Origin of the sequence: Streptomyces sp. NPDC057877 (assembly GCF_042796855.1) — a bacterium.
Lineage (GTDB): Bacteria > Actinomycetota > Actinomycetes > Streptomycetales > Streptomycetaceae > Streptomyces.
Genome location: NZ_JBHVMS010000006.1, coordinates 12,824 through 32,979 on the forward strand (window position 1 = coordinate 12,824; position 20,156 = coordinate 32,979).

At 71.0% G+C, this 20,156-nt stretch carries 15 protein-coding genes and 1 pseudogene; 9 read left to right on the top strand and 7 right to left on the bottom strand.

Annotation, left to right across the window (positions count from 1 at the left end; genetic code table 11):
• Nucleotides 1-620 precede the first annotated feature (620 nt).
• Nucleotides 621-1,715: pseudogene (locus tag ACFVQG_RS18615) on the bottom strand (NB-ARC domain-containing protein); the annotation flags it as partial.
• Between the two features lie 19 nt (nucleotides 1,716-1,734).
• Nucleotides 1,735-2,295 carry a hypothetical protein gene (locus ACFVQG_RS18620; protein ID WP_383383887.1) on the bottom strand — a complete coding sequence of 187 codons (561 nt, stop codon included), beginning with the start codon at nucleotides 2,293-2,295 and terminating at the stop codon, nucleotides 1,735-1,737.
• 70 nt (nucleotides 2,296-2,365) lie between these two features.
• On the opposite strand from ACFVQG_RS18620, the gene ACFVQG_RS18625 reads away from it, so the two are divergent.
• From ACFVQG_RS18625 to ACFVQG_RS18650, 6 genes are all read left to right on the top strand, one after another.
• Nucleotides 2,366-3,226, top strand: a complete 861-nt coding sequence (locus tag ACFVQG_RS18625) for a nucleosidase (protein ID WP_383383890.1) — start codon at nucleotides 2,366-2,368, stop codon at nucleotides 3,224-3,226.
• A 37-nt stretch (nucleotides 3,227-3,263) separates the two neighbouring features.
• Nucleotides 3,264-5,237, top strand: a complete 1,974-nt coding sequence (locus tag ACFVQG_RS18630; protein WP_383383893.1) for a tetratricopeptide repeat protein — start codon at nucleotides 3,264-3,266, stop codon at nucleotides 5,235-5,237.
• Between the two features lie 69 nt (nucleotides 5,238-5,306).
• A complete protein-coding gene (locus ACFVQG_RS18635) occupies nucleotides 5,307-6,683 on the top strand; it encodes an extracellular solute-binding protein (RefSeq protein ID WP_383383896.1) in 1,377 nt (458 codons plus the stop codon).
• Nucleotides 6,680-7,555 (top strand): carbohydrate ABC transporter permease, encoded by an 876-nt coding sequence (locus ACFVQG_RS18640; RefSeq protein WP_383383899.1) that lies wholly within the window; start codon nucleotides 6,680-6,682, stop codon nucleotides 7,553-7,555. Before ACFVQG_RS18635 ends, ACFVQG_RS18640 begins: the two co-directional genes overlap by 4 nt.
• A 6-nt stretch (nucleotides 7,556-7,561) precedes the next feature.
• Entirely contained in the window at nucleotides 7,562-8,389 is an 828-nt protein-coding gene (locus ACFVQG_RS18645; RefSeq protein WP_383383902.1) for a carbohydrate ABC transporter permease, read from the top strand.
• Between the two features lie 377 nt (nucleotides 8,390-8,766).
• A complete protein-coding gene (locus tag ACFVQG_RS18650; RefSeq protein WP_383383905.1) occupies nucleotides 8,767-9,483 on the top strand; it encodes a helix-turn-helix domain-containing protein in 717 nt (238 codons plus the stop codon).
• A gap of 20 nt (nucleotides 9,484-9,503) precedes the next feature.
• Here the strand turns inward: ACFVQG_RS18650 and ACFVQG_RS18655 are convergent, their stop codons facing one another.
• Entirely contained in the window at nucleotides 9,504-10,529 is a 1,026-nt protein-coding gene (locus ACFVQG_RS18655; protein ID WP_383383908.1) for an ATP-dependent 6-phosphofructokinase, read from the bottom strand.
• A gap of 237 nt (nucleotides 10,530-10,766) precedes the next feature.
• On the opposite strand from ACFVQG_RS18655, the gene pta reads away from it, so the two are divergent.
• The 3 genes from pta (at nucleotide 10,767) to pyk (ending at nucleotide 15,581) form a co-directional block, all read left to right on the top strand.
• Nucleotides 10,767-12,860, top strand: a complete 2,094-nt coding sequence (gene pta, locus ACFVQG_RS18660) for a phosphate acetyltransferase (RefSeq protein ID WP_383383910.1) — start codon at nucleotides 10,767-10,769, stop codon at nucleotides 12,858-12,860.
• Between the two features lie 5 nt (nucleotides 12,861-12,865).
• Nucleotides 12,866-14,077 carry an acetate kinase gene (locus tag ACFVQG_RS18665; RefSeq protein ID WP_383383913.1) on the top strand — a complete coding sequence of 404 codons (1,212 nt, stop codon included), beginning with the start codon at nucleotides 12,866-12,868 and terminating at the stop codon, nucleotides 14,075-14,077.
• Between the two features lie 73 nt (nucleotides 14,078-14,150).
• The gene (pyk, locus tag ACFVQG_RS18670) at nucleotides 14,151-15,581 is read left to right on the top strand and encodes a pyruvate kinase (protein ID WP_383383916.1); all 1,431 of its coding nucleotides are present in this window, start codon (nucleotides 14,151-14,153) and stop codon (nucleotides 15,579-15,581) included.
• A gap of 108 nt (nucleotides 15,582-15,689) precedes the next feature.
• Here pyk and ACFVQG_RS18675 read toward each other — a convergent pair whose 3' ends face one another.
• The 4 genes from ACFVQG_RS18675 to ACFVQG_RS18690 form a co-directional block, all read right to left on the bottom strand.
• Complete coding sequence (locus ACFVQG_RS18675; protein ID WP_383383919.1) at nucleotides 15,690-17,015, bottom strand: hypothetical protein; 1,326 nt, start codon at nucleotides 17,013-17,015, stop codon at nucleotides 15,690-15,692.
• Nucleotides 17,005-17,649 (bottom strand): DUF6114 domain-containing protein, encoded by a 645-nt coding sequence (locus ACFVQG_RS18680; RefSeq protein WP_383383921.1) that lies wholly within the window; start codon nucleotides 17,647-17,649, stop codon nucleotides 17,005-17,007. Before ACFVQG_RS18680 ends, ACFVQG_RS18675 begins: the two co-directional genes overlap by 11 nt.
• 155 nt (nucleotides 17,650-17,804) lie before the next feature.
• Nucleotides 17,805-18,440 carry a DUF6230 family protein gene (locus tag ACFVQG_RS18685; protein WP_383383924.1) on the bottom strand — a complete coding sequence of 212 codons (636 nt, stop codon included), beginning with the start codon at nucleotides 18,438-18,440 and terminating at the stop codon, nucleotides 17,805-17,807.
• A gap of 602 nt (nucleotides 18,441-19,042) precedes the next feature.
• Nucleotides 19,043-20,026 carry a tetratricopeptide repeat protein gene (locus ACFVQG_RS18690; RefSeq protein WP_383383927.1) on the bottom strand — a complete coding sequence of 328 codons (984 nt, stop codon included), beginning with the start codon at nucleotides 20,024-20,026 and terminating at the stop codon, nucleotides 19,043-19,045.
• Nucleotides 20,027-20,156: the final 130 nt, after the last annotated feature.

A 20,156-nucleotide genomic window follows, 5' to 3' on the forward strand; every position in this document is an offset into this window, starting at 1 on the left:
TGGGCCTCGCTCATCGTGTCACCCATGCGCCGGGCGGCCACCACGGCTACGCCGGACACGATCAGCCAGTCGTCGAAGAGGCGGCGCCAGTTCAGGTAGAAGCCCAGGCGCTCGGCCAGCCGAACCGCCGCCTCCCCGTGCCGCTCCTGACGCCCCCACTCCACCGCCGCGACCAGCCCCGCCCGCTCCCGGTCCAGCCAGTCAACCGCCTGCGCCCGGTCCGCGAACGGCGGTGTCTCCGCCATCCCCGGCAGCCACTGCAGGCGTTCGTCGGCGGCACGGGCCCGGCGCAGATACCAGGCGAGCACCCGCTCCCGCGCCGCCCCCGCCTCGTCCTCCCCCACCACCCCCGCCCCGAACTCCCGCACCAGGTCGTGCAGCCGCCACCGCCCGCGTCCACCCGCCCGCTCCACGAGGTGGGCCCGCACCAGTGCCTTCAACTCCCGCACCGGCGCCGCCTCGGCCCCCACCAGCGCGGCCACCACCTCATCGGTCACGTCCGTCCCCGGTGCCACCGCCAGCAGCCGCAGCAACCGCGCCTGCTCGTCCGTCAGCCGCCGATACGACAGGTCGAAGGCGGCCCGCACACTCCGCTCCCCGTCGTCGAGGAACGCCAACCGGTCCCGGGACGCGGCGAGTTCGTCCACCAGCTCCGCCACGGGCTGCTCCGGGCTCTCCGCCAGCAGGGCCGCCGCGATCTGCAGGGCCAGCGGCAGATGCCCACACAGCTCGGCAAGCCGCCCGGCCCCGTCGGTGTCCCCCGGAACCCGCCGGTCGTCGGGACCGGCGATCCGCAGGGCGAGGTCGAGGAGGTCGTACGCGGCGTCCGGTGTGAGCTGCTCCAAGGGCACCAACCGCGCCCCGAGTTGAGGCAGTCGGCCCCGCGACGTCACCAGCACCCGATGCCGACCGTCCCCCGGCAACAACGGCCGCACCTGCTCCGGCGACGAAGCGTTGTCCGCCACGACGAGCACCGCCCCGCGCGACGCGAGCACCGACCGGTAGAGCACGGCACGCTCGTCCGCCCTGGCCGGGACGTGCTCGGGCGGCGTACCAAGGGCCCGCAGCAGCGACTGGAGTGCCTGGTCGGCGCTGACGGGGTCGGCGTCGTACCCGTGCAGGTCGACGAAGAGGACCCCGCCCGGGAACCACCCCTTCTCGCAGGCCAGATGGGCGGCCTCCACGGCCAGCGCGGTCTTGCCGATCCCGCCGAGCCCGGACACGGCGGCGACGAGCACGGCGGGCGACCCGACGGGCGCCGCCGGATCGAGGGCGGACAGCAGGACCTCCGTCTCCCGCCCCCGCCCGGTGAAGCCACCGGGCCGCGGCGGCAGCGAGGCCAGCGCCTCGGGTACCGCCCCTGCCTGCGGCCGTACCACCACCTGTACGCCGATGACGTCGCTCAGGAAGAGTCCGCCCCGGAAGTCGGTGTGGTCGCCGCCGTACCAGGCCGCCGCGCTCCCCGGCGCATGCCGCTCCATGGCCTCGGCGACGTCCGCGGCGAGCCGCGCGTCGGCAAAGAGCAGCGCGGCCAGCCGGTCCCCCCAATCCCGCACCTCCGCACGCCGGTGGGGATCGGCGGCGGCCTCGGCGAGGGCGGACGCGGAGACTTCGCCCTCCGGGGCCGCCAGGATCCGCGCCAGTTCCCCGACCGCACGCCGCCCGGCCTCGCCGCCCGCGCCCTCGGTGAGGGCCGCCAGTAACGCCGCTTTCATGAGGGTCAACGGTACGACGTCACGCGCGCGGCGGGGCGGGCCGCAGGTACATCAGGACCTGCGCCCCGAGCCCGGCCACGGCCAGCGCCTCCAGTACCGACAGGGCGAGGAGCAGCCCGCCCTCGTCGCCGGTCGCCCAGAAGACGGTCAGGGCCGCCAGGGGCACCCCGCAGAACGCGGTGAGGTCGACGACCGCCTGGATCGTCTTGCGGGAGCGGCGGCGGGTGTCGCCGCGGTGGTAGGCCTCCCAGCCGAAGGTCGTGAACCCGCTGCCGGAGGCGGTGAGCGCGGCCAGGCGGGGGCCGAGGTCGTCGCGCACGTAGTGGCCGATCGCGGTGATCTTCTCGTCGTTGACGAGGTAGGTCCACCCGAGGACCACGCACACCGGCGGCAGCGCGAGCAGCATCGCGGGCTGCTTCGCCTGGGCCGCGGCGGCGATGACGGCGGCGACGACCGCGAGGGTGACGTAGAGCAGGTTGTCCCGGAAGCCGATGCGGGCCTTCTGCTCGTCCTTGACCGTCTGGTACTCGGTGAGGAGCAGCTGGCCCACGGTGATGTCGCTCGGTCCCTGTCCCGGCACGTGCCTCGTCTCCCCCTCGTCCCCTGCCAACGCACGCTCCGCGCGGCGCACTTGGAAGTACCTTAAGGGGGTGCCTGAGACACGACCCACCGTGGCGGTGCTGACCGCGTTGTCCCTGGAGTACACGGCCGTACGGGCCCACCTGACCGGTGTGCGGAAGCGGGAGCACCCCCGCGGCACCCGGGCCGAGGTGGGGCTGCTGCCCGGCACCCCCTGGTCGGTGGCGCTGGTGGAGATGGGCGTCGGGAACCTGACGGCGGCGGCGCTCACCGAGCGGGTGCTGTCCTGGCTGGAGCCCGAGGCCGTCTTCTTCGTCGGAGTGGCCGGGGGGCTGAAGAAGGACATCGCGCTCGGCGACGTCGTCGTGGCGACGAAGGTGTACGCGGTGCACGGCGGCAAGGAGACGCCGGAGGGCTTTCTCGTACGGCCGGAGGCGTGGCGTGCCTCGCACCGGCTGACCGCGGCGGCGCGGGACGCGCTACGCGACGATCCGCGGGCCCATCTGAAGCCGATCGCGGCGGGCGACGTGGTGCTCGCGGACGCGAAGTCGGCCCTGGCCGAGCATCTGCGCACGCACTACAACGACGCCGCCGCCATCGAGATGGAGGGCTCGGGCGTGGTCAGCGCCGTCGATCTCGCCGGTGGCGACGCCCTGGTGATCCGGGGCATCAGCGACCGCGCCGACGGCCGCAAGTCCCGTGCGGACGGGGAGGGCTGGCAGCCGCGGGCGGCGGCGAGCGCGGCGGCGGCGCTGGTGGAGGTGTTGCGGGAGCTGCGGCCGTTCGGGGGGCGGTCGGGTCCCGGGGGCCGGGAGGCCGAGGACTCCGAGGAGGGGCCCCAACGGGGGGCGCGGTACGGCGGCGACCACCTCGACTTCCGGGGGAGCACCTTCCACGGGCCGTTCACCGGCAAGCGGGTGGGGGACGGGTAGCGGCGCGGAACGGGGCTTGGTCCATGGTCCGGTGCCGGTGGCTACGGCCGATCTGCCGCCGGTGCCGGTGGGGTTCACGGGGCGGGAGGAGGATCTCGCCCGGCTGATGCCGGTGCTGGACCCGGGGGCGGTGTCCGACCTTCCGGTGGTGATCTGCGCGGTGTCCGGGCTGGGCGGGATCGGGAAGACGTCGTTGGCGCTGTGCGCGGGACACCGGGCGGTCGGTGCGGGCTGGTTCCCCGGTGGCACGCTGTTCGTGGACTTCCGGGGGTACGACGAGGATCCCGTGACGGCGGACCAGGCACTGATCGCACTGCTGGACGGGATGGACGTGCGGGCCTCCGAGCTGCCGCAGACGGCGCACGCGCGGTACGCGCTGTACCGGCGGCGGCTGTCCGAGGAGCGGCGGCCGATGCTGCTGGTCCTCGACAACGTGTCGGACCCGGCGCAGGTGACCCCGCTCTTCCCCGGGGCCGACCAGCACCGGGTGCTGATCACCTCCCGGGACCGGCTGACCGACCTGGACGCCCGGCTGCTGGACCTCGACGTGCTGAAGCCGGAGGCCGCGGCCGGGCTCGTCGACCGGTCGCTGCGGCTGAGCGACGGCGACGACGACCGGGCCGCGCGGGAGCCGGAGGCCGTCGCCGAGCTGGCCGAGCTGTGCGGCCATCATCCGCTGGCGCTGCGGATCGCCGTGGGCATGCTGCGCAAGCGCCGCTACCGGGCCATCGCCTCCCTCGCGGGCGAGCTGCGCGCGGCGGAGGACCGGGCGGGGGCCCTCGGGGTGCGGCCGGTGTTCGAGGTGGCGTACGGGCAACTACCGCTCGAACAGGCACGGTTGCTGCGGCTGGTGTGCGTGGCGCCTACGGCCGAGGTCAGCGGGGAGGCGGCGGAGGCGCTCGCGGGCCTCGGGGCCGGCCGGACCGCCGAACTGCTGGAGGAGCTTGCCGCCTCGCACCTGGTGACCCCGGTACCGACGGACGGCGCGGTGCGGTGGCGGCTGCACGACCTGGTGCGGGCGTTCGGGGTGAGCGTGGTGACGGAGGAGGAGGCGGGGGCGGCGCGGGAGCGGCTGCTGGAGTTCTACGACCGGTGGGCGGACGCGGCCGACGACCGGCTGCGGTGGCTGCCGGGGCTGCCGGAGCCGGAGCGATTCGCGGACCGCGGGGCGGCGCTGGCCTGGCTGGACGGGGAGCGGGCGGGGCTGGTGGCGGCGGTGCAGTGGGCGGACGATGAGCGGCACGGGAGGGCGGCGGTGCGGCTGGCCTCGCGTCTGGCGAAGTACCTGTCCTGGCGACGGTACTTCGACGACCTGATCACCACCGGGCGCTCCGCCCAGGAAGCGGCCCACCGCACTGGGGACACCGGCGCCGAGGCCATCGCCTGGGCCGTTCTCGGCGGCGGCCTCCTGGAAGCGGGCCTGGACGAGGAGGCCATCGACGCACACGAGAGCGCCCTTGGCCTGTACCAGGTCACCGGGGACCGGCTCAGCGAGGCCGACGTGTGGAACAACCTGGGCACGACGCTGCGCCTGTTGAAGCGCGCCGACGAGGCCATCGAGGCCCATACGCGCGCCCGCGACCTGTACCGGGACGCTGGGAACCGCAACCGCGAGGGCCACGCGTGGAGCAGTCTCGGTCTCGCGCTGCGGTTCGCGGGCCGGACCCAGCAGGCCATCGACGCTCTGACCCACGCCCGTGACCTGCTCCGGAGCACCGGTGACCGCCACGGCGAGGGAATGGCGTGGCACGGCCTCGGCGACGCCCTGCGGCACGCGGGCCGGGCGGCGGAGGCGATCGAGGTGTACGGCGAGGCCCTCAAGGTCTGGCGCGAGTTCGAAGACCGGTACGCCGAGGGTCGGGCCCTGTACGGCCTGGCTCTCGTCCACAGGGACCTCGACCAGGACACCGAGGCCTACGCCTGCTACCTCCGGTCAGCCGACGCCTTCACCCGAGCCGACGCCCCCGCCGAAGCCACCCACGCCCAATCCGCCGCAGACGCATTGACCTGACCAGACTCCCCTCCTACGTTCACCACGCAGCCATCTCTCGGCCACAACGACGTGCGTCCGCAGGAGGTCATGCCCGTGCGCCCCACCGCAACCCCCGCCCTGCTCCTCGCCTCCGCCACCCTCGCCGCGACCGCCCTCACCGCCTGCGGCGGCGGCTCCGGCAGTGATCCCGACACCGTGAGGGTCTCCTTCAAGCAGTCCACGGACAACAACATCAAGGTGCTGGACACCTTCCTCGCGGACATCAAGAAGGAGTTCGAGAAGGAGTACCCGGACAAGAAGGTCGAGTTCGTCCCCATCAAGGCCCCGGACTCGGAGTACTACACCAAGCTCCAGCAGATGCTCCGCTCCCCCAAGACCGCCCCCGACCTGGTCTACGAGGACACGTTCCTCATCAACTCCGACATCACCAGCGGGTACTTGGAGCCCCTGGACCCCTATCTCGCCGACTGGCCGGACTGGAACCAGTTCATCGACACGGCGAAGGCGGCGGCCAAGGGCGAGGACGGCAAGACGTACGGCGTCCCCGACGGCACGGACACCCGGGGCCTCTGGTTCGACAAGGCCATCTTCGCGAAGGCCGGGCTGCCCGCCGACTGGCAGCCGAAGACCTGGGACGACGTCCTCGACGCGGCCCGCACGATCAAGGAGAGAGTCCCCGGGGTGACACCGCTCAACGTCTACACGGGCAAACCGGCGGGCGAGGCGGCCACCATGCAGGGCTTCCAGATGCTGCTCTACGGCACGAACGACGGCACCACCGACCCCCTCTACGACGAGGCGTCGAAGAAGTGGATCGCGGGCGGCCAGGGTTTCAAGGACGCCCTCGCCTTCGTCGAGACGGTCTACGAGGAGAAGCTCGGCCCCGATGTCGCCGACGCCCTCGACCCCAACTTCGGCACCAGGGTCCGCGGCGAACTCCTCCCCCAGGGCAAGCTCGGCATCAACCTGGACGGCTCCTGGCTGCCGCAGGACTGGCTGGAGGGCAGCGGCCACGAATGGCCGGAGTGGTCCGAGAGGCTGGGCCTGGCCGCCATGCCCACCCAGCACGGCCAGGCGCCCGGCAAGGTGAGCATGTCCGGCGGCTGGACCTGGGCGATCCCGGCCAAGGCGGCCAACCCCGACCTCGCCTTCGACTTCATCAAGACGATGCAGACCAAGGCCAACGCCCAGAAGTGGTACATCGCCAACTCCGGCATCGCGGTCCGCGAGGACGTCGCGAACGACCCCGCCTACGCCGACGCCCAGCCCGGCATCACGTTCTTCACGGACCTGGTGAGCCACACCCACTACCGCCCCGCCTACCCGGCGTACCCGAAGGTCTCCACGGCCATCCAGGAGGCGATGGAGGGCGTGACCACCGGTGATGTGTCGGTCGAGGACGCGGCGCGCGGCTACGACGAGAGCCTCAGGGAGGTCACCGACAACCAAGTGATCGAAAGGTGAACACCCCGGCCGTCGTCCGCAGGGCAGCCGTCCGGCTCCTCCCCCTCACCCCCGCGGTCGTCCTCCTGCTCCTCTTCCTCGCCGGGCCGATCGCGTACTGCGCCTACATCGCCTTCACCGACCTCCAGCTCACCGGGCAGGCCGAGGACTCCTTCGTCGGCTTCGAGAACTTCCGTACGGCGTTCGGGGACGAGGCGTTCCTGAACGCCGTATGGCTGACGCTCGTCTTCACGGTCGTGTCGGCGCTGATCGGCCAGAACACCCTGGGCCTGGCGCTGGCGTCCCTGATGCGGCGCGCGTCGAAGCCGGTGCGCACGCTGACCGGCGGGATCGTCATCGCGGCCTGGGTGCTCCCGGAGGTCGTGGCGGGCTTCCTCCTGTACGCCTTCTTCCGCCGCGAGGGCACCCTGAACGCCATCCTCGACTGGCTCCACCTGCCGTCCCAGAACTGGCTGTACACGCTGCCGATCCTGGCGGTGTCGTTCGCCAACGTGTGGCGGGGCACGGCCTTCTCGATGCTCGTCTACTCGGCGGCGCTGAACGAGATCCCCCAGGAGATCACGGAGGCGGCCGAGGTCGACGGCGCGGGCGGCTGGCGCCGCATGTGGCACATCACGCTCCCGATGATCCGCCGCTCCATCGGCACGAACCTGATGCTCATCACCCTCCAGACCCTCTCCGTCTTCGGGCTGATCTGGGTGATGACCAGGGGCGGCCCGAGTGGCAAGAGCCAGACGCTGCCGCTGTTCATGTACGAGGAGGCCTTCCAGAAGAGCATGATCGGCTACGGCACGGCGGTGGCCCTGCTCCTGCTGGTCGTCGGCTCCCTGTTCTCGGTGGTGTACCTGCGGCTGCTGCGGACGGAGGTGTAGCGCGCCATGCGATCTCGCAGAGCGGCACACCGGCTGGCCGCCGACGCGGGCCTGTTGGCGGTGGCGGCGGCCTTCGTCCTGCCCATGGCGTGGGTGATCCTGTCGTCGCTCGACCCGCACGCGGACCTGACGGTGACGGTGCCGGACGGGATGACCTGGGACAACTTCGACGCCGTCCTGACAGACGACGTCACCTTCACCCCCCTCCTCAACAGCCTGCTGCTGTGCGGAGGCGGCACCGCGCTGACGGTGGCGTGCGCGGCGCTCGCGGCATACCCACTGTCCCGCTTCCGGTCCCGCCTGAACCGCCCCTTCCTCCTGACGATCCTGTTCGCGACCTGCCTGCCGATCACGGCGATCATGGTCCCGGTGTACGCGCTGTTCGTCCAGGTGAGCCTCATCGACACGATGCGGGGCACGATCTTCTTCTTCGCCGCGTCGCAACTGCCGTTCGCGATATGGCTGATGAAGAACTTCATGGACGGGGTGCCAAAGGAACTGGAGGAGGCGGCATGGACGGACGGAGCGAACTCCCTCCAGTCCCTCATCCGCGTCGTGCTCCCCCTGATGGGCCCAGGGGTGGCGGTAGTGACCGTCTTCTCCTTCGTCATGATGTGGGGGAACTTCTTCGTGCCGTTCATGCTGCTGCTGACACCGGACCAGATGCCCGCCGCGGTGAGCATCAACGAGTTCTTCGGGAACCGGGGTTCGGTGGTCTACGGGCAGTTGGCGGCGTTCTCGGTCATCTACTCGACGCCGGTGATCCTGCTGTACGTGCTGGTGGCGCGGCGGTTGGGCGGGGGGTTCGCGCTGGGCGGGGCGGTGAAGGGGTGAAGGGGTGAAGGCGTCGACTCCGGTCGTAGGCGGGCGAGGTGCTGCCCGCCGACGCCGACTCCCGGCCGCGGGCCGCCGCCCGGCCCGCGGAAGCGGAAGCACACGACGCCCAGCCACACACCGCCGCCAACCGGCCCACAGGAGCGGAAGCACAACCCGCCGAAAGGCGACCCCGACCTGCCGGACCTGGCCGACGTGGACACCCCGGCTCCGGCTCGTCCACGAGCGGGTGGTGCCCGCGTTCGGCTGAGGGATCACACCGGGCCGTCAAGGGGTGACCGGACGGTAACCCTCCGGGGCAGCCAAAACCGTACCTTCCTACGATCTGTGATTGTGTCCGGACAGCCCGTAGTCACCGCGGCCGCCCCGGGCCTAGCTTGAGGCGGGTGCACCAACCCTCAGCTCGACCGAGCCAGCCGACCCCGCCCTTCAACTCCCTGGCCGCCCGCAGACTCCGCGCCGGACTCGGGATGGGGCCCGAGCATGTCGCCCACGGACTGCGCACCTCGTACGGGCTGCCGTATGTCACCGCGGATCTGGTGGTGGCGTGGGAGCGCGGGGCGGCGAGTCCCAGCGGCAGCGAAGTCACCGCGCTCTCGGGGGTGTTGTGGTGCTCCCCCGCCGAACTCGTCGGCCGTCCGCGCACCCTGCGTGAGCACCGGATCGCCCGGGGGGTCGCCCCGGAGGACGTGGCGCGGGCGGTCGGGATGGAGCTGCAGGCCTATCTGCGCCTGGAGGAGCACGACACCTGGCGCGGCAACGACCGCCAGTCCGCCGCCCTCGCCGACGCCCTCGAACTCGACCTGCCCGGCTTCGTCGCCGTGACGGGGCGGGAGCCGAAACTCACCGAGTTGCTGCGCGATGCCGTCACCACGCGCTGGCAGGGGTACGTGCGGCCGGTGAGCAAGGCGGTGCCCCTGGAGCGGGCACTCCTGGAGACGGTCCTCCGGGAGATGCACGGCGCCTACCAGGGGCAGATGACCGCGACGCTGAGCTGGGGCGGCGGCAGCGGTGACGCGGGCCAGCGCGGCCGGGACTTCCTGGACCGGATCGTCGACCACTTCTGGCAGACGGTCCGGTCCCATACCGCGTGAAGCAGCGGCCCGGGGCGGGTCTAGAAGACCGACTCCGCCTCGTCCATCCGGTCCTTCGGGACCGTCTTCAGCTCCGTGACCGCGTCCGCCAGCGGCACCATCCGGATCTCGGTGCCGCGCAGCGCCGTCATGTTGCCGAACTCGCCGCGGTGCGCGGCCTCCACGGCGTGCCAGCCGAAGCGGGTGGCGAGGACGCGGTCGTACGCGGTGGGCGTGCCGCCGCGCTGGACGTGGCCGAGGATGACCGGGCGGGCCTCCTTGCCGAGGCGGCGCTCCAGTTCGTGGGCGAGGGCGGTACCGATGCCCTGGAAGCGCTCGTGGCCGAACTGGTCGATCTCGCCCTTGCCGTAGTCCATGGTGCCGTCGGTGGGGTGGGCGCCCTCGGCGACGCAGATGACGGCGAACTTCTTGCCGCGGGCGAACCGCTCCTCGACCATCTTCACCAGCTGGGCGGGGTCGAACGGGCGCTCCGGCAGGCAGATGCCGTGCGCACCGGCGGCCATGCCGGACTCCAGGGCGATCCAGCCCGCGTGGCGGCCCATGACCTCGACGACCATCACGCGCTGGTGGGACTCGGCGGTGGTCTTGAGGCGGTCCATCGCCTCGGTGGCGACGCCCACCGCGGTGTCGAAGCCGAAGGTGCGGTCCGTGGAGGAGATGTCGTTGTCGATCGTCTTGGGGACGCCCACGACGGGCAGGCCCGCGTCGGACAGCATCCGCGCCGCGGTCAGCGTGCCCTCGCCGCCGATCGGGATCAGGGCGTCGATGCCGAAGTCACGGGCGATGTCGGGGGCGTTCTCGCAGGCCTCGCGGAGCCGGTCGCGCTCCAGCCGGGAGGAGCCGAGGATGGTGCCGCCGCGGGCGAGGATGCCGCTGACGCCGTTGAGGTCGAGGGGGCGGTAGCGGCCGTCCAGCAGACCGCCGTAGCCGTCCTCGAAGCCGATGACCTCGTCGCCGTAGTGTGCGACCGCTCGGTGCACGACCGACCGGATCACTGCGTTGAGGCCCGGGCAGTCGCCGCCTGCGGTGAGAACTCCGATACGCATCGTGCTGTGTCTCCTGCTCAATCTCGATGCCGGTGAGCCAGTGACGATTGTTTCATGCCGCACGCCGCTGCCACTCCGCACCTGGCGAGTGCTTTATCCATCGGCAGGGGTATTGTCAAGAGGGTTTCACTCACCTCGGTGGGCGATTTTTGCGACCCTGGAAACCGGCGACGCGGCCGAAGGACCCCCAGGCCACTCCACTCGAAACGTCCACCCGACACGAAACGGAGAGCACGCGTGACGCGCAGCGTGTACGTGACCGGCATCGACCGCGGCGACGGCCGCCAGGTCGTCGAGCTGGGGGTCATGGAGCTGCTGACCCGGCAGGTCGACCGCGTGGGCGTGTTCCGTCCACTGGTCCACGACGGACCCGACCGCCTCTTCGAGCTGCTGCGGTCCCGGTACCGGCTGAGCCAGGACCCGGCGACCGTCTACGGCATGGACTACCAGGAGGCCTCCGCCCTCCAGGCCGAGCAGGGCACGGACGAGCTGGTCTCCACCCTGGTCGACCGCTTTCATCTCGTGGCGCGTGACTACGACGTCGTACTGGTCCTCGGCACCGACTTCGCCGACACCCAGTTCCCGGACGAGCTGTCCCTGAACGCCCGGCTCGCCAACGAGTTCGGCGCCTCCGTGCTCCCCGTCGTCGGCGGCCGCAAGCAGTCCGCGCACGCCGTGCGGGCCGAGGCGCGCAACGCCTACCGGGCCTACGACGGGCTCGGCTGCGACGTGCTCGCGATGATCGTCAACCGGGTGGCCCGTGAGGACCGCGACGAGATCGCCGAACGGCTCTCCTCCCGGCTGCCGGTGCCCTGCTACGTGGTGCCCGACGAGCCCGCGCTGTCCGCGCCGACGGTCTCCCAGATCGCCCAGGCGCTGGGCGCGAAGGTGCTGCTCGGCGATGACTCGGGCCTGGCGCGGGACGCCCTCGGGTTCGTCTTCGGCGGGGCCATGCTGCCCAACTTCCTCAGCGCCCTGACCCCGGGCACGCTGGTGGTCACCCCGGGCGACCGGGCCGACCTGGTGGTGGGCGCCCTCGCCGCGCACAGCGCGGGCACCCCGCCGATAGCCGGCGTCGTCCTCACCCTGGGCGAGGCGCCCAGCGAGGACGTGCTGACGCTGGCCGCCCGGCTCGCCCCCGGCACCCCGGTCCTCTCCGTGCCCGGCAACAGCTTCCCCACCGCCGAGCAGCTGTTCTCCCTGGAGGGCAAGCTGAACGCCGCCACCCCGCGCAAGGCGGAGACCGCGCTCGGCCTGTTCGAGCGGTATGTCGACACCGGTGACCTCCTCACCCGGGTCAGCGCGCCCAGCACCGACCGGGTGACGCCGATGATGTTCGAGCACAAGCTCCTCGAGCAGGCCCGCTCCGACCTGCGCCGGGTGGTGCTGCCGGAGGGCACCGAGGAGCGGGTGCTGCACGCGGCGGAGGTGCTGCTGCGGCGCGGGGTGTGCGAGCTGACGCTGCTCGGGCCGGTCGACGCGATCCGCAAGAAGGCCGCGGACCTCGGCATCGACCTCGGCGACGCCCAGCTGATCGACCCGGCCACGAGCGAGCTGCGCGACGGCTTCGCGGAGAAGTACGCCGCCCTGCGCGCCCACCGGGGCGTGACGGTGGAGCTGGCGTACGACGTGGTGTCCGACGTGAATTATTTCGGAACGCTGATGGTGCAGGAAGGGTTCGCGGACGGCATGGTGTCCGGGTCCGTGCACTCCACGGCCGCGACCATCCGGCCCGCCTTCGAGATCATCAAGACCAAGCCGGACGCGTCCATCGTGTCGTCGGTGTTCTTCATGTGCCTGGCCGACAAGGTGCTCGTCTACGGCGACTGCGCGGTCAACCCCGACCCGAACGCCGAGCAGCTCGCCGACATCGCCATCCAGTCGGCGTCCACGGCCGCCCAGTTCGGCGTCGAGCCGAGGATCGCCATGCTGTCGTACTCCACGGGTACGTCCGGGACGGGCGCCGATGTGGACAAGGTGCGCGAGGCGACCGAGCTGGTGCGCTCGCTCCGGCCGGACCTGCGGGCCGAGGGGCCGATCCAGTACGACGCCGCGGTGGAGCCGACGGTCGCGGCGACCAAGCTGCCGGAGTCGGAGGTCGCCGGGCAGGCCAGCGTGCTGATCTTCCCCGACCTGAACACCGGGAACAACACCTACAAGGCCGTGCAGCGCTCGGCGGGCGCGATCGCCGTCGGGCCGGTGCTCCAGGGTCTGCGCAAGCCGGTCAACGACCTGTCCCGGGGCGCGCTCGTGCAGGACATCGTCAACACCGTCGCCATCACGGCGATCCAAGCCCAGTCCCCCCTCGTCGAGAAGGCGTCCCAGCAGTGAGTGCAGTGAGTTCGTCGCGAATCCTCGTCCTCAACTCCGGCTCCTCGTCGGTGAAGTACCAACTGCTCGACATGAGCGACAACGCCCGCCTCGCGGCGGGTCTCGTCGAGCGCATCGGCGAGGAGACCTCGCGGCTGAAGCACACCCCGCTGCACACCGGCGGCGAGAGCCGCGAGTGGACCGGCCCGATCGCCGACCACGAGGCTGCCCTGAAAGCCGTAGCGGCGGAGCTGGCCAAGGACGGTCTCGGCCTGGACTCCCCCGAGCTGGCGGCGATCGGGCACCGGGTGGTGCACGGCGGGAAGCACTTCACCGAGCCGACCGTGATCGACGACGCCGTGCTCGCCGAGATCGAGCGGCTGATCCCGGTCGCCCCGCTGCACAACCCGGCCAACCTCACCGGCATCCGCACGGCGCAGGCGCTGCGGCCCGACCTGCCGCAGGTCGCCGTCTTCGACACCGCCTTCCACACCACCATGCCGGAGTCGGCCGCCCGCTACGCGATCGACGTCAAGACCGCCGACGAGCACCGCATCCGGCGCTACGGCTTCCACGGCACCTCGCACGCGTACGTCTCGCGGGCGACCGCGAAGCTGCTCGGCAAGGACCCGGCCGACGTCAATGTGATCGTGCTGCACCTGGGCAACGGGGCGTCCGCCTCGGCGGTGCGCGCCGGGCGGTGCGTGGACACCTCCATGGGGCTGACGCCTTTGGAGGGGCTGGTGATGGGTACGCGCTCCGGTGACGTGGATCCCGCCGTCATCTTCCATTTGATGCGCGTTGGCAGAATGTCCACGGACGAGATCGACACTCTTCTCAACAAGAGGAGCGGGTTGATCGGGCTGTGCGGTGACAACGACATGCGGGAGATCCGCCGCCGTGTCGATGAGGGTGACGAACAGGCGCAACTCGCCTTCGACATCTACATTCATCGTTTGAGGAAGTACATCGGCGCCTATTACGCGGTGCTCGGCACGGTGGACGCGGTGGCCTTCACGGCCGGTGTCGGGGAGAACGCCGCGCCGGTGCGGCAGGCGGCGGTCGCGGGCCTTGAGGCACTGGGCCTGGCCGTCGACGACGAGCTGAACGCCGTACGGAGCGACCAGCCGCGGCTGATCTCTCCGGGCGGCTCGCGGGTGGCGGTCGCCGTGGTGCCGACGGACGAAGAACTGGAGATCGCCACCCAGACCTATGCGCTGGTCGGAAAGAGCAACTGAGCGCCGAGAACCTCACTTGTACATTCCGCCAGACGGAATATTCCGCGGCGAAACAAACCGATAGGATCGCCCCATGCGCCGTTCGAAAATCGTCTGTACTCTCGGCCCCGCGGTCGACTCCCACGAGCAGCTTGTCGCGCTGATCGAGGCGGGTATGAACGTGGCCCGTTTCAACTTCAGCCATGGCACGCACGCCGAGCACCAGGGGCGGTACGACCGTGTCCGGGCCGCCGCCAAGGAGACCGGCCGGGCCGTGGGTGTCCTCGCCGACCTCCAGGGCCCGAAGATCCGGCTGGAGACCTTCGCCGAAGGACCGGTCGAGCTGGTCCGTGGCGACGAGTTCACCATCACCGCCGAGGACGTCCCTGGTGACAAGACGATCTGCGGCACCACCTACAAGGGCCTGCCCGGCGACGTCTCCCGCGGCGACCAGATCCTGATCAACGACGGCAACGTCGAGCTGAAGGTCCTGGACGTCGAGGGCCCGCGGGTGAAGACGATCGTCATCGAGGGCGGTGTCGTCTCCGACCACAAGGGCATCAACCTGCCCGGCGCGGCCGTGAACGTCCCGGCGCTGTCCGAGAAGGACGTCGAGGACCTGCGGTTCGCCCTGCGCATGGGCTGCGACATGGTCGCCCTGTCCTTCGTGCGGGACGCCAAGGACGTCGCCGACGTGCACCGCGTGATGGACGAGGAGGGCCGCCGGGTCCCGGTCATCGCCAAGGTGGAGAAGCCGCAGGCGGTGGCGAACATGCAGGACGTCGTGATGGCGTTCGACGCCGTGATGGTGGCCCGTGGTGACCTCGCCGTCGAGTACCCGCTCGAGAAGGTCCCCATGGTGCAGAAGCGGCTCATCGAGATGTGCCGCCGCAACGCCAAGCCGGTGATCGTCGCGACCCAGATGATGGAGTCGATGATCACCAACTCGCGGCCGACCCGCGCCGAGGCCTCCGACGTGGCCAACGCGATCCTGGACGGCGCGGACGCGGTCATGCTGTCGGCGGAGTCCTCGGTGGGCGCGTACCCGATCGAGACCGTCAAGACGATGTCGAAGATCGTGCAGGCCGCCGAGCAGGAGCTGCTCTCCAAGGGCCTCCAGCCGCTGGTGCCCGGCAAGAAGCCGCGCACGCAGGGCGGTTCGGTGGCGCGCGCCGCCGCCGAGATCGCCGACTTCCTCGGCGGCAAGGGCCTGGTGGCCTTCACCCAGTCCGGTGACACCGCCCGTCGGCTCTCGCGCTACCGCGCCATCCAGCCGATCCTCGCCTTCACCACCGACGAGGCCACCCGCAACCAGCTCACCCTCAGCTGGGGTGTCGAGCCGCACGTCGTGCCGTTCGTGAACAGCACCGACGAGATGGTGGACCTGGTGGACCAGGAGATCGCCAAGCTCAACCTCTTCGACCCGGGCGACACCATGGTCATCACCGCCGGTTCGCCTCCCGGCGTCCCCGGCACCACCAACATGGTGCGGGTCCACCACCTGGGTGGGGACGCGGGCAACTGACCGTCGACGCAAGACGGTGGTAGCGGTGGTACGACGCCGAGGGCGCCCCTGTTCGGAACAGGGGCGCCCTCGGCTGTGCGGCTCCCGGGTGGGTTCGAGGGGCCGGGGTCAGTCCGTGATGTACTGGTGGAGCCCCGGCACGTGCAGGGTTCCGCCGAACTGGCCCGCCTGCACGACCTTCACCTTGGTGAAGTAGATGAGCGGGATGTCCAGGGGCGGCGGGTGCTCCGGGTCGAAGGTGATCGGTATCAGCCCGAGCAGATTGCCCGAGATGCTCTCCGTGTACATCACCGTGTCGCCGTCGCGGATCGTGGACGTCGAACCCTTGGCCGCCTGCACGTGGTAGGTCTTGCCGGACTGCGGGTCCTTCACCGTCTGGTGCAGGTCGCCTATGTCGGTGCCGTCGGATATGACGTACTTCAGCACCTTCTTGACCTTGCCGCTGGCCGTCTTCACCTCGACGATGCCCTCGTACTTGGCGCCCTTCAGCAGCAGCGAGCTGGCGTCCAGGTACCACGGGTCGTCCGGCAGCGGGACGGCGTTGTCGACGCCGCCCTCCTCGTCCGTGGCGACCGGGCAGTCCTCGAGGTCGGTCGTCTCGCTCGCGGACGGGGTGGGCGTGGGCGTGGGCGTCGGGGACGCGGTGGCGTCCTCGGCCGCCTCGCCCGCCTCGTCCACCTGGTCGGTGGTGTCCTCGACCGCGTCGGTGACCTCCTCGGCGGTGTCCCCGACGGGGTCGGACGTGCCCTCGCCCTCGTCGGCCTTGGTGTCCGCCGCCTCCGTGCCCGCCGGGGCGGACGCGGTGGGCGTGGGGGACGGGGACGCGGTCGCGGGCTCGTCGCCGCCACCCGTGATGCCGGAGACGACGCCGTCGACGACACCGGTGACGGTGTCCCCGATGGTCTCCAGGACGCCCTTGTCGGTCTCGGACGGGGACGGCTCGGGCTCGGGGGCCGGGTCGCCGGAGTCCTGGTCCGCGCCGGAGTCCTGCTCCGTACCGGAGGGCTGGGTGTCCCCGGCGGAGGACTCCGAGGGCTCGGGCGCGGTCTCGTCGTCGGAACCTGAATCCGGCGAAGAGGGCTCGCCCCCGCCCGGCGTCGCCGAGGGGGTCGGCGACGCGGACTCGGTCGCCGAGGGCGTCGGCGAGGTCTCCTCGGAGTCACCGTTCTCGGCGTCCTCCAGGGCCTCGATGCAGTCCTTGTACTCGTCGGCCGTCAGGCTCCGCGGCGCCGGACGGTCCTCGGCGAGGGCGAGCTTCGGGGTGAAGCCCAGTCCCATGAGGACCGCGGTCGGCATCGCCGCGAGGGCTATCGCCTTTCCGGCCGGCATGTGAAACCTGGTGAACAGCGGCTTCTTGGGTGCCGCGTGGCGCGGCCCGGTTCTCACACGGGACTCGTCCACCTCAGTCCCGTGGGTCACCTCGTCAGCCGGCACTGTGCCTCCCGTTCGCCTCGTTGGCCGGGCTCTTTGACAGATAGTCGCTCTCACGCACCCCGCCCTCGGGCCCGGCCTCCGCGGCCCCGGCGGCCGAGGGGCCGTCGGTGACCGTGGTGCCCTCGGCGGTCGGCGTGCCGTCGGCGAGGGTCGCCGGGGTCGCCGTCGTGCTCTCGGGAGCGCCGTCCCCGCCCGCGCCCGCGCCGTTCGCCGACCACGGCGCCTCCGGAGCGCCCTCGGCCCAGGCCACGGCCATCGCGCCGCCGATGAGGGCGAACAGGAAGCCGATGAGGAAGCCGCCGAGGTTGGACACCGGAATGGACACCAGCGCCAGCAGGATCGCGGCGACACCCGCGAAGACCCGGACGTGCTTCTGGAACCAGAGGCTGAAACCCAGGACGACGAGCAGCACGCCGATGATCAGCGATCCGGCACCGGCGGTGGTGGCCATCGCCAGCGTCAGATGCCCGATCTGGAGGTTTGCGTACGGGAAGTAGGCGATGGGGAGCCCGCCGAGGATGACGAACAGGCCGGCCCAGAACGGCCTGGTGCCCCGCCAGGCGCGGAAGTTGCGCCTGAATACCCGGAGGTAGTGCTCGTCACGGCCGGGCGCGGCAGGAGTCTCGGCGCTCATGGAAAACAGCTCCCTGGAACGGCGTTGCTGTGGTGGTGAGATGTACTGCGGATGCTGGGCGCGGGGATACGCGCAGCAAGGTGAACCATCGTGAAGAAGGCCGATGGGAGTGAACGGGCGGGGCGCCGTTGACGCCCCCGCCCGTCATCGAGTGCTTAGTAGCACTCCTTGACACCCGTCGACAGCGACATCTTCAGGCCGCTGAGCTTGAAGGTTCCGGCGGTGGTCGCCCACGCCGTCTGCTTCACGTCCTTCAGGGTCACCGAGTCGGCCTGCTGGGCGAACCCGAAGGGGTTGGACTGCTCGCTTCCGCCCTTCATGCCCGGACCCTTGGAGGCGTCCTTCGCCGCCACACCGATGTCGATGCCGCGGAACGTCGCGTCGGCCTCGAGCTGGGCGACGTCGATGTACAGGTTCTGCGCCTTGACCGGCGTGTCACCGTCGCCCGCACGCAGGATCAGGCTGACGTTCCCGAGCACCGGAATGTTCGGGGTGACGACGGACTGACACAGGCTCTTGATGGTCGCGGACTTGAACGCCGAGACGGCGACGGGGTGAACCGTCTTCTTGCCGTCGAGCGTGTAGCCCTCGTCCAGCGCGCCGTACTGCGAGAAACCCGTACCGTCGAGCTGCTTGGTCGTGACCTTGAACGACTGACCGGAAACGCTGAACGACGCCGCGAGAGCGCCCTGCGCCAGGGCGACACCTATTGCTGCCGTGGCGGCAACGCTGGGCACCATGACCACAGCGAACCGCTTCCATCTGGTCCCACCACGCACCTGGGACTGCATATTTCCTCCTTCTCGGACGTACATCTCCTGTCCTGACCGACCCCCGAAAGGCGGCCCGGCCGGGCAGGGATGGGAGAAGTGCTCCGTCCTCGGGAAGGAGAACGCCCGCGCTCGGCGGCGCGAACCCGCGCCCGAATCACCGGCGATCACCCCCGAGCGACAACCACTGGTCGCGCCTGACACGCATCACGCACAACCTTGCCGGACAGGCTTCGCCGCTCGGGCGAAGACCCCCCTGTCCAAGAGCCGGCGCCACTGCCGTCCGGCTCTGCTCGGTGGGGATCCAGGGAAACCCGCGACCCGATTGGCTGTCGGGGGGACGGGAACGGACCGAGCGTGGCCGATCGTGGTGCATTCTCGCCGCGCGCACAAGGGGGTTCGTTACTCGCTAGTAACGGCCGGATAACCACGCCACGACCCATACGGACCGGACGGCAACGCTCGGTGTCACGAGAGGGGAGGACAAAACATTTGATCGAGGGACAGAATCCGACAGACCAACGGCATCGACTTACTTGCAGTAACAGCGGCCGCGATTACCAAGTTTTGGCAAAGCGCGACCGCTTTGACGTCCCGTCGGCAGTTCCGTCACTCGGACACCGTCAGAACAGGGCCCGTGCCAGCGCCCGTCGAGCGGCGGTCACCCGGGGGTCGTCGGCCCCGATGACCTCGAACAGCTCCAACAGCCGCAGTCGTACGGCGTCCCGGTCGTCGCCCGCGGTGCGGCGCACGGTGTCGATGAGCCGCGCGAAGGCGTCCTCGACGTGCCCGCCGACCAGATCCAGGTCGGCGGCGGCGATCTGCGCCCCGGCGTCACCGGGCTTCTCGGCCGCCTCCTTGCGCACCCGCTGCGGGTCCATGCCCTGCACCCGGCGGAGCAACTCGGCCTGGGCGAGGCCCAGTTTGGCCTCCGGGTGGGCGGGGTCGTCGGACAGGACGTTCTGGTACGCCCGGACGGCACCGTCCAGATCACCGGCGTCCAGCGCCTCCGCGGCGGCGTTCAGCGCCGTCTCGTGGGGACCGGCGGGCACCTCGGCCGCCTGCTCGACGGGGCCGCCGCCGCCCGGCTCGGCGTCCGGGTCGACGGTCAGGCCGGTCAGCCCGAACCGCTGCTCGGCGACGGACACCAACTGGTCCAGCGTCTGGCGGATCTGCGACTCGCCCGCGGCGCCCTGGAAGAGGGGCAGCGCCTGGCCCGCCACGACGGCGAAGACGGCCGGGATCCCCTGGATCCCGAACTGCTGCATCAGCATCTGGTTGGCGTCGACATCGATCTTGGCAAGGAGGAAGCGCCCGTTGTACTCGACGGCGAGCCGCTCCAGGACCGGGCTCAGCTGCTTGCAGGGCTGACACCACTCGGCCCAGAAGTCGAGGACGACGGGAACCTCGGTGGAGCGCTGGAGGACGTCACGCTCGAAGGTGGCCTCGTCGACGTCGATGACGAGATCGGCGGGGGAGATCGCCCCGCCCCCGCCCTGCCGGGCCGCTTCCGCGCGCGCCTGCTCGGCCTTGGCCTTGGCCTCCTGGGCCGCCTTCACCGCGGCGAGGTCGACGACGCCGCTCATGGACATGTTCCGTGGCTGCATGCGTCTATCCTCCCCCGATCCCGCGCATGAGTGAAAACGCCGTGGAATACGGCCGGTGCGTTCGATTCGATACGGGTCGTAGCGTAATACGGGTGGGGCGTGGGTGGGGGGCGTTTCGGTGCTGTTTCTG

What these genes read in the sequence shown, in the direction of transcription:
- ACFVQG_RS18635 (WP_383383896.1), top strand. Translation starts at nt 5,307, where the DNA reads ATGCCCGTGCGCCCCACCGCAACCCCCGCCCTGCTCCTCGCCTCCGCC.
- ACFVQG_RS18645 (WP_383383902.1), top strand. Translation starts at nt 7,562, where the DNA reads ATGCGATCTCGCAGAGCGGCACACCGGCTGGCCGCCGACGCGGGCCTG.
- ACFVQG_RS18655 (WP_383383908.1), bottom strand. Translation starts at nt 10,529, where the DNA reads ATGCGTATCGGAGTTCTCACCGCAGGCGGCGACTGCCCGGGCCTCAAC.
- pyk (WP_383383916.1), top strand. Translation starts at nt 14,151, where the DNA reads ATGCGCCGTTCGAAAATCGTCTGTACTCTCGGCCCCGCGGTCGACTCC.
- ACFVQG_RS18680 (WP_383383921.1), bottom strand. Translation starts at nt 17,649, where the DNA reads ATGAGCGCCGAGACTCCTGCCGCGCCCGGCCGTGACGAGCACTACCTC.
- ACFVQG_RS18685 (WP_383383924.1), bottom strand. Translation starts at nt 18,440, where the DNA reads ATGCAGTCCCAGGTGCGTGGTGGGACCAGATGGAAGCGGTTCGCTGTG.
- ACFVQG_RS18690 (WP_383383927.1), bottom strand. Translation starts at nt 20,026, where the DNA reads ATGCAGCCACGGAACATGTCCATGAGCGGCGTCGTCGACCTCGCCGCG.